Source organism: Pseudobdellovibrionaceae bacterium (assembly GCA_019637875.1).
Taxonomy (GTDB): domain Bacteria; phylum Bdellovibrionota; class Bdellovibrionia; order Bdellovibrionales; family Bdellovibrionaceae; genus JAHBUW01.
Genome location: JAHBUW010000001.1, coordinates 1 through 12,541, shown reverse-complemented (window position 1 = coordinate 12,541; position 12,541 = coordinate 1). Strand labels below are relative to the sequence as shown.

The 12,541-nt window shown below is 56.4% G+C and carries 9 protein-coding genes and 1 tRNA gene; 1 reads left to right on the top strand and 9 read right to left on the bottom strand.

Going from position 1 to position 12,541, the window contains the following annotated elements; genetic code table 11:
• Nucleotides 1-4 precede the first annotated feature (4 nt).
• From KF767_00050 to KF767_00010, 9 genes are all read right to left on the bottom strand, one after another.
• Nucleotides 5-1,594, bottom strand: coding sequence for a hypothetical protein (locus KF767_00050; protein MBX3016249.1), 1,590 nt, complete (start codon nt 1,592-1,594; stop codon nt 5-7).
• A gap of 70 nt (nt 1,595-1,664) precedes the next feature.
• Nucleotides 1,665-2,804, bottom strand: a complete 1,140-nt coding sequence (locus KF767_00045; GenBank protein MBX3016248.1) for an MFS transporter — start codon at nt 2,802-2,804, stop codon at nt 1,665-1,667.
• Between the two features lie 83 nt (nt 2,805-2,887).
• Nucleotides 2,888-2,963 (bottom strand) — tRNA-Val (locus KF767_00040).
• 60 nt (nt 2,964-3,023) lie between these two features.
• A complete protein-coding gene (locus KF767_00035; GenBank protein ID MBX3016247.1) occupies nt 3,024-3,551 on the bottom strand; it encodes a hypothetical protein in 528 nt (175 codons plus the stop codon).
• 454 nt (nt 3,552-4,005) lie between these two features.
• On the bottom strand, nt 4,006-4,593 hold the full coding sequence (locus KF767_00030; protein ID MBX3016246.1) for a hypothetical protein: 588 nt from the start codon (nt 4,591-4,593) through the stop codon (nt 4,006-4,008).
• Nucleotides 4,590-5,780 (bottom strand): winged helix-turn-helix domain-containing protein, encoded by a 1,191-nt coding sequence (locus KF767_00025; protein MBX3016245.1) that lies wholly within the window; start codon nt 5,778-5,780, stop codon nt 4,590-4,592. The genes KF767_00030 and KF767_00025 overlap by 4 nt, the downstream gene beginning before the upstream one ends.
• Nucleotides 5,781-5,994: 214 nt before the next feature.
• The gene (lon, locus tag KF767_00020; protein MBX3016244.1) at nt 5,995-8,484 is read right to left on the bottom strand and encodes an endopeptidase La; all 2,490 of its coding nucleotides are present in this window, start codon (nt 8,482-8,484) and stop codon (nt 5,995-5,997) included.
• Nucleotides 8,485-8,573: 89 nt separating this feature from the next.
• Entirely contained in the window at nt 8,574-9,884 is a 1,311-nt protein-coding gene (gene clpX / locus KF767_00015) for an ATP-dependent Clp protease ATP-binding subunit ClpX (GenBank protein MBX3016243.1), read from the bottom strand.
• Nucleotides 9,885-9,886: 2 nt separating this feature from the next.
• On the bottom strand, nt 9,887-10,495 hold the full coding sequence (locus tag KF767_00010; protein ID MBX3016242.1) for an ATP-dependent Clp protease proteolytic subunit: 609 nt from the start codon (nt 10,493-10,495) through the stop codon (nt 9,887-9,889).
• 343 nt (nt 10,496-10,838) lie between these two features.
• On the opposite strand from KF767_00010, the gene KF767_00005 reads away from it, so the two are divergent.
• On the top strand, nt 10,839-12,383 hold the full coding sequence (locus KF767_00005) for a leucyl aminopeptidase (protein MBX3016241.1): 1,545 nt from the start codon (nt 10,839-10,841) through the stop codon (nt 12,381-12,383).
• The last annotated feature ends 158 nt before the right edge of the window (nt 12,384-12,541 follow it).

Sequence of the window (12,541 nt, the reverse complement as noted above, 5' to 3'; positions counted from 1 at the left end):
AGGGTCAATGCGACGGCGGTTTCCCTAAAACATCCAAAAATGCGAGCAGGGAGTCGATATCCTCTTCACGGAGCGCCTGTCCGGGCGGCATTTGGGCCTGCGTCCCCCGGGCTTCACGGATGCGGAGCGCAATTTTTTCGCGCAATCGACTTTGCGGAGCCTGCAGCAGCGTCGCGAGCTTCGCTGGTTGGTCGAACGGGATCGTCGGCGCGGGATTGAATGCGTCACCCAAGCCCTCGACATGGCATTTCGCGCAGCGGGAGATCACGGGCCGCATCGGCGCGTCGGTTTTGAACTCCGTCCACGCGCGCGTGCTCGCGAAGCGCCGACGGATCTTGCGGCTTTTGGCTTTCAGACTCTCGCAGTCCGCGCGCATCCAGCTTTTACGTCCATCGTTCAGGTCCACCGGCACGAGCTTCACATTTTTGAAAAGATCCGGGCGCGCTTCGTAGAAGCTCCCCAGAAAATCGATGGGCGTATTGCTGGGCGCGCTGATGAGCGTATCGTTTGCGATCAAGCTGGTCGTCAGGTTGGTGGCGTCGACGCCCGCGAGTTCGAAGACGTAGCGGATCTGCGCCAGCGTTCCCGTTTCGTCGGCCAGCCGCGAATGATCGACTTTGAACTTCACCTCGCCGGATGGAAAGATCCGCTCTTGCATGCGGTCGAGGAAATTTTTGAAGTGTCCGCGCGACGCGATCATGTCGGTTTCGATGGGCCGCAGGTCCGGAAGCAATTTCGCATCGTCCGGGTGGAAGAATTCGCGCAATTTTTCGTGATTCGCTTTTTGGTAGCGATCCGCCGCGCAGTAACTGAAAACGGCGATGAGCGGATCCGCGAAGTCATCGATCCCCGAAGCGGGTCCGAGGTTCTGCGCGCTGAAACGTCCCAAGTTGATCTGATGCGCGTACTGAGTGAACGCGGTGACGTTTTCGGTATCCTGCGAGATCTTCGCGCCGAGCTTCAAACCACGCAAAGACGGCAACTCGGCACGACGCGCGTAGATTTCTTGATAAGCGCGGGTCTCTTCGCTCGTACCCACGAAGCCGATCGCGCTACCGAAAGTATTGGGCCAAAAATCGTAAGGGTTCCACAAAGGTTTCGGGTTCTGACCGTGGCAAGCCGCGCAGGACGTGGGTTTTTCCACAAACTCCGGACCCGACTCATGAAACACAATCTCGTGCATCGAAATCGTGTAGGTTTTCGGATCGACCTGCATGATTTCGACCCGTCGCTCTTCTTGCCGGGGATCGTCGGCCAATCCAAAGGCCATCCCCCCGCCGAACAGAATCACGCGGGGATGCGTGAGCGAACTCAACTGCTGGCTTTCCGAGTGATGGATCAAGATGTGATTTTCCCGCAGAGCGGGCGCCTGCCTCAGCAGCTCGTCAATGAAGGTTTCGTAGCTCGGGATGCGGGCGGCATTCGCACGCAGCTCCTCGAACGTCGGGACCTTATCGCGAAAAACACCGCGGTCGACGATCTTCCCGTTTTTGAAGATCGGGAGCATATCCAGAAATTTGTTCTGTTGCGCCTGCGCGACGACGGAAAACGCCAACAGCATTCCCGCGACCAGCGCGGATTTGAAGACCGACATGCCCCCTCCCCCGCTCAAGTTCTAAAGAGGATCGGGCCCGGGATTCAAATAAAAATTCTGAATAGCAAAATTAACGTAGACGACCCGCAAGGTGCAAAACGCCCAGAATGAGCGCCAACACCGACGCGGAAAATGGGATGGTCCACAACCCCATATTCTCGGACACAAGTCCCACGATACTCGGAATCACCATGACGCCGACGACCGCCGCGCTGACTTGAAATCCCACCGCCGAATCCGCCAGGCGCGCCCCCACTCGACGGGGGGTCTCGGACATCAAGAGCGGATACACCGAAGCGAGACTCATCCCCGCGAGCAAGAGCGCCATGAGACTTGCCGTTTCCGAAGGTACGGTGAACAGCGCCGCCGCAAGGATCGCCCCCGCGAATGAGAGATTGAGGACTCGACCCGTCCCCAACTTCTCAACCACATAGCCCATCAAAAAACGCCCCGCCGTCAAGCTGACCCAATAGCCGACACTCAACATTCCCGCCAAACGTGTGTCCATGCCGCGCACTTCGGTGTTGAAGGTATAGCTCCACTGCGCCATCGTGACTTCCAACCCGGTATAAAAAAAGAACGTCGTCGCCAAAAGCAAAGTCGGCTTCGAAGAAAGCGCTTCTCGTAACGTCACCGGGGACGTCGTTGCCGCAGCGGAAAAGTTGTCCCCCGCGCTCCACATCTTCCGTGTCAGAACGAAAGCCACGGTCAATAGCCCCATCGTGACCGCGAGTTGTAGAAACCCCATGCGCCACGTCCGGGTCAAAACCGCCTCGGTCATCAACCAGGGACCGAGCGATGCGCCGACGCCGTAGCAACCGTGTAACCAGGCCATATGCCGTGCGGACAAATTCTTCGAAGCGAACGCGTTCAACGCCCCATCGATCGCGCCCGATCCCGCGCCAATCACGAAAGCGCACACCAAGAAAAGAGCCCACGCCTCCGTCGCGTAATATCCAAAGAGTCCCGTCGCCACCAGCCCCGTACTCAGGCCAAGCAGCGTCCCCACGCGGAAGAGATTGAGCAGACGTCCCGTCGAAAAAGCGGACAAAAGATATCCGGCGCCACCGCTCGCAAGGATGAATCCCAGTCCCGACTGGGAAAGCCCAAACGTGGCACGGACTTGCGGCCACGCGATGCCATGAACTGCGTCGGGTAAACCGAGTGATACGAAACCGATGTACGCAAGCAGGAGAAGGGCGATGGGCATGTGCAGAAAGTTTTCTAAGGAGCGGTGTGGCCTTCGGGGCTGCGCCCCGCCCTTGGCGACCTTTTTTTATTCCTGATGAAGCGTGGTAGGGAGTACAGGATTCGAACCTGCGACATCCACCTTGTAAGGGTGGCGCTCTACCAACTGAGCTAACTCCCTGTCGTCAGAGATGATGGTTTTACGGAGCGGCGCCGGACGGGTCAAGCGCAAAGCGGAGGCTTATTTCGCCATCACTTTCCAGTTCGCCCCGTCGCAATACAGGAGCGTCCGGGTCGACGTATTGTAGTCTATTTGCCCCGCAGTGGAGCAGCTTCCCATGGGTCCGCCATCCAGCGGATCGCAGCTCATCGTGAACGTCGAGATCGTGTGATCACTGTAGTTCGCGGTGTAAACGTACCTTCCCCGGACCACGAAGGCACCGGGGCCATTCGCCTTCGTCGAACAATGACCGTCGGAAGCGACAAGCGAGGGGCTCGCCGGATTCGAAACGTTGATCGCCACGATCCCGCCGTAGTCCGAAACGTCCTGCCGAAAATTCGCGAACAACGTGGTGCCGAAGATTTCCACGTTCTGGACCAGGTTTCCCGTAGAGCTCGTGATGTTGAGCGAACCCAACGCCACCGGAATCGAAGCGGGATTGGAGATATCGAAAATGACGAGGTGACTTTGCGCCCCGCTCGCCACCAGCGGCGTGGTCCCACTGATATTCCACGACGTGATCGCCCCCCCTTGACCGATCGCGAACACGTGATTTCCGGGGATCGCGCAGTTCCTGCGCGATCCCCATTGCCGCAGCGGTCGCACTATGACCAACCTTCACCGGTACGGCAGGAGTCGCCGCCGAAAAAGACCACTTCGTGATGCGGTCCCCGCCGGTGTAAAGGTACTGCCCATCGTGCCGTTCGTGGGAAAGTTCAACCAGTTCGTCCCGCTGCAAAGCTGCATCCGATTCGTGGAGGTATTGTAGTTGCGCGCGCCATCGAGTCCAGCCGGTGACGTGCACTGAGCGGAAGCGAACCGCGCGCCCGCGCACGTACCAACCAAAACGAAAATGCGAAGGAAGAGACTAGACCGCACGAAAACCAAGCTCCTTACGAGGGGAGCCCCCCCAACCGATTTGTGGTCCAGTCTCATAAAGAAAAAAAAGACCCCGGAAGCCCGAGGTCTCTTTTCAGATCGAATAGATTTTAGTGCACGCGCCCTAGCGGGAGCTTTCACTGCGCCCACCAAAGACCGGAATCTTCGAATCGCAAAGCATGACCGGTACGTCGGTGACCTTGGCCATTTGGTAGCTCATGCGACGCTCCCAGTTCCCTTTCGGGTACATGGAAAGCACGACGACATTGCGGTTAAACGGCGAATGAGTCGCGACGCTCGTGACCGAGTTCTCGTCGAACGCACGCACGGTGAGGTCGAAGGACTTGCCTTCTTTCGTCACCATCGCCGCACGGACCACGCGATCGGTTTCCACGCCCGCGCCCCATGCGAGTTTTTCGCAGGTATTGGGATCGTACTGCATGATGTGCACGACGCGATTTTCAGTCTGACTGTTCTTCGTACGGAACACGAAGAGCGAGTTGCAGGTTCCGTCGGTCGGCGCCCAGACGCCTTGGATCGACAGCCAGGGGAAAAGAATCTCTCGGCCCCAGGGCCACGGATTATCATCTCCACCGGAAATGGTGCTGTCGTAACGACATGAATTCGCCGTGGCCGCGAAGGCCGACGTCGCAAACACGCTCGTCGCGATCAACATCATGACCGGAATCATGATCTTGGTCAGAAGTTTCATACCGGATGCTCCCCCTCTTGATTCTCTACGACGATCTTAGCGGTGCGGCTCATGAAGTAGCCGTTCTTGGCCCGGAAGATGTATTTCGGCCGATCGAAATCAGGTTCAATCAACCGACGCAAACGCTTGATCGTGACGTAGACCTTATTGTCGTGAACGGCGGGGTCGTAAGACTGCTTCCACACGTTCTCGACAAGATATTCTTTGGAAAAGACCTGCCCCTGGTTCTGAACGAACAGGCGAAGCAGATCGAGCAGGATGAATTGATTTTTGAAATCAACCCGTCCCAATTTCTTTTCGGTCACCGAATGGTTTTCGAAATCGAAAACCAAATCGACGCCCGCTTTTTGGCCCAGGCCGACCGCTTGCAGGTCTTCCTGGATTTCGCCCGCCAGGCGGATCATGTTCGTGGGATCCACCGTCTTGGACGCAAGATTCAAATACAGACGCGCGAGTTCGACGTCGCCGGCCTCAAGATATGTGCGGCCCAACATGTACAGGATGTAGACGTGCATCTGCATCGTCTTCGTCACGCGCACAAGCTCGTAGGCCTTCCACAGGTACTGCAGCGACTGCTCGTACTCTTTGCGCATGCGATGAATTTTCGCGTGCACCATGAGCGTCGAGATCTTCACTTCAGGCAGATCCAGAACTTCCAAAAAGACGTACAGCTTGGAAATTTCGCGCAGAGCCTCATCGGGACGGCCCATGGTCATCAGAACCATCGCATGCCCCGCCAGCGCGTAACAGACATCCGCCTTCTGATCCGCGCCCAGACCCAGTTCCATGGACTTGGTCAGGTAGTCCTGGGCAGTTTCGTTCTGGCCCTTATAGGAAGCGCACAGCGCAAGCGTGTAGTAGGTCTTCGCATTCAACTCGAGACCTTCTTTGATCACGAGGTCTTGCAGCTTCTCTTTCACTTCGACGATTTTGTCGCCGCGATCGGTTTCCGCGTAGAGGCGAAGCAACAGATTTTGAGATTTCAGATATTGTGCGAAGTGACGCGTCTCAAGATAGGCTTCAGCGGCTTGGCTGAGCTTTTGGATCGCAAGCAAATAGTCACCCCGATCGGTATAGAGTTTACCGACCTCAAACAGACCATCCGCCTTCAAGTTGGAATCCACTGAGGTGCCCAACTGTCTCCTTACTAGCGTGCGAAATGATGTTTCGAGTGAAAGCTGCCCCATGTTCTTACAAATTCTAAAACGGGGGTCAAATAAATCTCCAGCAAGGCTGCCAATGATTCGCGCAGTAAAGTTAACACTTCCCCAATCGCGTCGAGTCTAAGCGTTGAAATCAGGGGAATTTCAGCTTCCGTACAAAAGCTGAAATCGGCGCCTACAAAAGCAAAAGGGCGGCTCGGAAGCCGCCCTTTCAGTTTCAAAATGCAGGGTGTAAGGATCAGTGCGGTGCTTGGAAACTGTGCCCCGTATAGTTCGCCTTCAAGCCGACCAGAGTATCTTTCTGGAACTTGAAGATCTCTTTCGGGTTTTTGACATCCAAAGCGTTCACCAAAACCTGATCAACGTGGTCCACCAAGATCACTTTCAGATCTTTGAGGATTTCTTTGGGGATATCCTTCAAATCTTTTTCGTTCTCTTTCGGGCAGATGATCGTTTTGATTCCGCCGCGGTGAGCCGCCATGACCTTCTCTTTCAAACCGCCGATCGCAAGGACCTTCCCGCGCAGGCTGACCTCGCCGGTCATTGCCACGGTGCGTTTAACCGGGATCCGCATGATCGCCGACACGATGGAGGTCGTGAGCGCGATCCCTGCCGACGGGCCGTCCTTCGGAGTGGCACCTTCGGGCAAATGGATGTGGACGTCGGTATTCTGGAAGATCTCTTTGTCCAGGCCGAACAAAGGCCCACGCGAGCGGACGTAACTCATTGCCGCCGAACAGGATTCCTTCATCACGTCGCCCAGCTGACCGGTCACCGTGAACTTCCCGCGGCCGGGGACGATCGCGGCTTCCACCGCCAGCAGATCCCCGCCGACCTCGGTCCACGCCATCCCGTTCGTCAGCCCGATCTCGTTCGACTCTTCGATGCGGCCGAATTTGTATTTTTCGGGTCCGAGCAGTTCGAGGAGCTTTTTCGGCGTGACCACGTAGCCGGGATTCTTCGCCGCCGAAGCCTTCGCGGACTTCGACGCCTTTTCACCCTTCTTCGCGGCTTTCGCCTTCGTGCCCGTCTTCATTTCGGTCACCGCCTCTTCGCGAACGATGTCGCGTGCGACCTTACGGAAGACGTTCGCCACCTGACGTTCCAAGTTCCGGACGCCGGCTTCACGGGTGAAGAAACGAATCACGTTTTTCAAAGCGCCGTCTTGCATCGAAACTTTGTGGTCTTTCAGACCGTGAGCTTCGATTTGTTTCGGCACCAGATAGTTGCGCGCGATATGGAACTTCTCGCTCTCGGTGTAACCCTCGAGGTTGATGAGCTCCATACGATCCAGCAAAGGACGCGGGATCGTGTGCAGCGAGTTCGCGGTCGCGATGAACATGACCTGCGACAAGTCGTATTCCAACTCCAGGTAGTGATCCTGGAAATTGCTGTTCTGCTCGGGATCCAGAACCTCGAGCATCGCCGACGAGGGATCGCCGCGGAAATCGGAGGCCATCTTGTCGATTTCATCCAAGAGGACCAGCGGATTTCCTTTATCGACCTTACGAAGCGCCTGCAGGATTTTACCGGGCATCGCGCCGACGTAGGTTTTACGGTGACCGCGGATTTCCGCTTCGTCACGCACGCCCCCCAAAGAGATCCGCGCGAAAGGACGGTTCAAGGCCTTCGCCACCGAGCGCGCCAGCGAGGTCTTACCGACCCCGGGAGGGCCGACCAGGCAAAGGATCGGGCCTTTCAGGTCTTTCGCCAGCGACAGAACGGCCAGGTATTCCAGGACGCGCTCTTTCACCTTCTCGAGACCCCAGTGGTCTTCGTCCAAGACCTCCTCCGCGAACTTGATATCGTGCTTTTCTTCCGCGTAGTCGTACCAGGGCAAAGACAGAACCCAGTCGATGTAGTTGCGCACGACGGTCGCTTCCGCGGACATCGGCGACATCATCTTGAGCTTCTTGATCTCTTTTTTGACTTTGTCTTTCGCCTCTTGGCTCATCTTTTTCTTCGCGGCTTTTTCTTCCAGCTCTTGCAGCTCGGCTTGGTAGTCGTCCTTTTCGCCGAGTTCCTTCTGGATCGCCTGCATCTGCTCGTTCAGGTAGTATTCCTTCTGCGAGCGCTCCATCTGCTTCTTCACGCGCGTGCGGATCTTCTTCTCGACTTCGAGAATCTCGATTTCGCCGGTCATCAAATTCAGCAGATGCTCCAGGCGTTTGCCCGGATCGAAGATTTCGAGGACTTTTTGCTTATCTTCAAGCTTCAGGTTCAGCTGCGCGACGATGATGTCCGACAGTTCGCCGGCATTTTCGATCGTCGACACGCGCATCAGGATTTCCGGGGGGATGCGCTTGTTCAGCTTCACGTAAGTTTCGAAAGTATTTTTAACCGAACGGATGAGGGCCTGTGTCTCGACGGGCGCCGCCACCTCTTCGACGATTTCATCCACGGTGACCGTGAAGAACGAATCGTTGTTGGTAAATGTTTTAATGCGAACGCGTTTTTTGCCTTCGACCAAAACCTTCACCGTGCCGTCGGGCAAACGGAGCAGCTGAATGATCGTTCCCAGGGTTCCCACCTGGAAAATATCTTTCGCGTCAGGGTTATTGGTTTTGGCGTCTTTTTGCGCCGCCAGAATGATGTCCGTCTGCTTGCTCATCGCCTCTTCCAAGGCGTTGATGCTCTTTTCGCGGCCGACGAACAGGGGCATCATCATATGAGGGAAGATGATCAGATCCCGTAAAGGCAATAAAGGCAGTTCTTTTGTGGTGGCCATGAGGTCCCCCCGACCTTTGTCCGTAACTCGGGCTCGTCATTGAGCCCGAGTGTGTCTAAGGACAACGGTTTTAGGGACCGCGGTTAAGATTATGCGCTTTCGGCTGAACCTTTGTTGCTGCTTGCTGCGGCCGCAGAGGCTTCCTCGGCGCGGATCTCGTCCTCAGACTTCATGATCACCGTCGGCTTCGCGCCTTCGTTGATCACGTCTTCACTGATAATAACTTCTTTCACGTTCGACTTACTAGGGATTTCAAACATGATTTCGAGCATCGCATTTTCAATAACGCTGCGAAGTCCGCGGGCGCCGGTCCGGCGTTTCAGGGCTTGCTGCGCGATTGCTTTAACCGCACCTTCGGTGAACTTCAGGTTCACGCCTTCGAAGCTGAACAGTTTCATGTACTGCTTCGTCAATGCGTTGCGGGGTGTGGTCAAAATGTCGATAAGCGCCGCTTCATCGAGCGGGTCCAGGACCGCAGTCACCGGCAGACGTCCGATAAACTCCGGAATCAGTCCGAATTTGACCAGGTCGTCGGGCTCTAATTTATGCAATAAATTTTCATTCACGTCGCGCTCGCTGGCGGTCTTGATGTCCGCCGCGATCCCCATCGTCCGGTTCGAGGTCCGGCCTTCGACGACTTTTTCCAGTCCGACGAATGCGCCACCGCAAATGAACAGGATGTTCGTGGTATCGACTTGGATGAACTCCTGCTGCGGGTGCTTACGACCGCCCTTGGGAGGGAGATTCGCCACAGTGCCCTCCAGGATTTTCAGAAGGGCCTGCTGCACGCCTTCACCCGAAACGTCACGGGTGATCGAGGGGTTTTCCGACTTACGCGAAATTTTATCGATCTCATCGACGTAGATCACGCCACGTTGTGCGCGCTCGATGTCGTAGTCCGCCGCTTGAAGCAGATTCAGGACGACGTTCTCGACGTCTTCACCGACGTAACCGGCTTCGGTCAAAGTCGTCGCATCCGCCATCGCGAACGGAACGTTCAAGACCTTCGCGATCGTTTGCGCGAGCAGCGTCTTCCCCGAACCGGTCGGACCGATCAAGAGGATGTTCGACTTCTGGAGTTCAACATCCTGCGATTTACGACCGCCTTGGATGCTGTTGATACGCTTATAGTGGTTGTGAACCGCGACCGACAGAGCCTTCTTCGCGCGCTCTTGCCCGATGACGTAATCATCGAGGTGATTTTTGATCTCGATCGGCTTCGGAACTTTGAACGAGCCACGCGTTTGCGTCTCGCGCTCTTTTTCCTCGTCGATGATATCGTTACAAAGCTCGATACACTCGTCGCAGATGTAAACGCCAGGACCCGCGATCAGCTTTTTGACTTCCTTTTGGCCTTTGCCGCAGAAACTGCAACGAAGAGAAGCGGAATCTTTGCTCATAGTCATTTCACGTTTCCTTTAAGTTTGCGGGCTTCCACGACATGGTCGATGAGTTTGAACTCTTTCGCTTCCGCGGCGCTGAAGTAATAATCGCGTTCCATATTGTTAGCGAGGGACTCGTAGCTGTGACCCGTGTGCTTTTCGTAGATGCGGGTCAGTTTTTCTTTGGTACGGACCAGCTCTTTCGCTTGGATTTCGATGTCGGTGACTTGACCACCGATACCGCCCTGGACCCAAGGCTGGTGAATCATCACGCGACTGTTCGGAAGGGCGTAACGTTTGCCCTCGGCACCCGCGGTGAGCAGAAGCGAACCCATGCTCGCCGCCATGCCCATGCAGTAAGTGGCAATGTCGCACTTCACGAATTGCATCATGTCGTAGATCGCGAGTCCCGCGGACACGCTGCCGCCGGGGCTGTTGATGTAAAGGTGAATGTCTTTTTCGGGATTATCGACTTCGAGGAAAAGAAACTGCGCGATGATCGCGTTCGCGACCTCGTCGGTCACGGCCGTGCCCAAAAATACGATGCGATCTTTCAAGAGGCGGGAATAGATATCATAGCTGCGTTCGCCGCGAGAAGACTGCTCGATAACGTAAGGAATTAGGGCCACGGGGTTCTCTCCTTCACTCTGTTGTTTCCGCACTTGCTGATCGTGCTTTTGGTTATCGGACAATTAAGCCCGAGCCACAATCCTTCTTTGGTCGAGGTGTCCGGCGTCCGAAAATCTCATTCTGAGACACTCTCGAAACTCCGTGAATCGCCTCGCCACGATCACACCTGAATGTGAGTGCAATTTCCGCGCAGGCAATGTGTCTCACTTCATGACGCGAGAAATCAATTTCCTGCAATCCCTTCGATCCCGCAAAAGCACTTTGACTGAGAGCGCGCTCAGCGCGGAAATTGGGCCCCAAATTGGCGTCTGAACGCCTTGTATCATGAAGGGACACTCACGCATGAGCTTGCTCAATCTCACTTTGACCAAAACTTCCGCCACTCAATCCGTACGCGACACACTGGTCGTTTTCTCGGCTTCGAAGTCCGCCGCGAAAGCGGGCGGAAAAGACGCCAAAAAATCCACAGCGGCCACCGCCAGCATTCTTCACGCCGGTGTCGCGAAGCGCTTGTCGGATTCACTGAGCGCGGGCGCGATCTCGGGCAAACTGAAAGACGCGGTCCTCTTCCGCGAAATCGGCTTCGAAGGTTTCCAAAATGTCCTCGTAATCGGTGTCGGCGCGAAAACCGACGCCGAGGCGCTCCGCACGGCGGCCGCTTCCGCTTGCAAAGCTCTGGGCGCGGCGAAGGCGAAATCCGCCGCCGTCATGATCGATGGCCTGGGTGCTCGCGATCTGACTCACGTCGTTCGCGGTTTGACCGAAGGCTTCATCCTGACTTCGTACAAATTCGACGAATTGAAATCGAAAAAGAAAGACGCGAAGACCGAAGAGGCTTTGAACATTCGCCTCGTCACCGCGAAAGCCGCGGACAAGGGCGTGAAGGCGGCTTTCGACGCCGCCGTCATCTTGGCCGAGACGACCAACTTCTCGCGCCGTCTGGGCGATATGCCCGGCAACCTGATGACCCCGACCATCCTCGCCGACACCACCGTCGAGGCGGCGAAGGGCACGAAATTGAAAGTGACCGTCTGGGATAAAAAACGCATCGAGAAAGAGCGCATGGGCGGACTGCTCGGCGTGGCGCAAGGCTCGGCGCAAGAACCCCGCTTCATCATCATGGAGTACAAAGGCGCGGCCGCTTCGAAAAAGCCCGTCGTCTTCGTAGGTAAAGGCCTGACCTTCGACACCGGCGGTATCAGCATCAAGCCCTCGGCCGGTATGGAAGAAATGAAATACGACATGTGCGGTGGCGCGAACGTCATTGGCGCGTTGATCGCGATCGCGAAGCTGGGACTGAAAGTGAACGCGGTCGGCCTGGTCGCTTCGACCGAAAACATGCCCGGTAGCCGCGCGACCAAACCCGGCGACATCCACACCGCCCGCAACGGCAAAACCTTCGAAGTGAACAACACCGACGCCGAAGGACGCCTGATCCTGGCGGATGCGTTGTCGTACGGAACGGAATTGCAACCCGAACTGATGGTCGATGCCGCCACCCTGACGGGCGCGATGGTCATGGCCCTCGGTAACACGCACACGGGTTACTTCACTCGCGATTCGAAAGTCCGCGACCGCGTTGAAAAAGCGGCAGCAGCTTCGGGCGAGTGGGTTTGGAATATGCCCCTGACCGACTTCCACGTCGACGACATCAAAGGCACCTACGCGGATCTGTCGAACATCTCGAGCTCGAAGGGCGCGGGTTCCGCAACGGCGGCCGCATTCCTGGAGCAGTTCGTGGGTGACGGCATCCCCTGGGCGCACTTCGATATCGCCGGAACCGCATGGCACTGCGGAAATCGCCTGGCTTACGCTCCCTCCAAGGGAGCGACCGGCGCGATCGTGCGCACCTTCGTGGAAATCGCCCGCTCGTTCGCGCAGAAGTAGTCACGACGGAACTCAAGAAACGAAAAACCCGGGTGCGTAGCCCGGGTGTTTTATTTTAAGGGTGTTGAATGATGGCGATGGCCCCATCGCCGCAACAGCCGCCGGTGAAGACGCGACTGGACGTATTGGATCCAAGGTACAGGCCCACCTCGAAGATC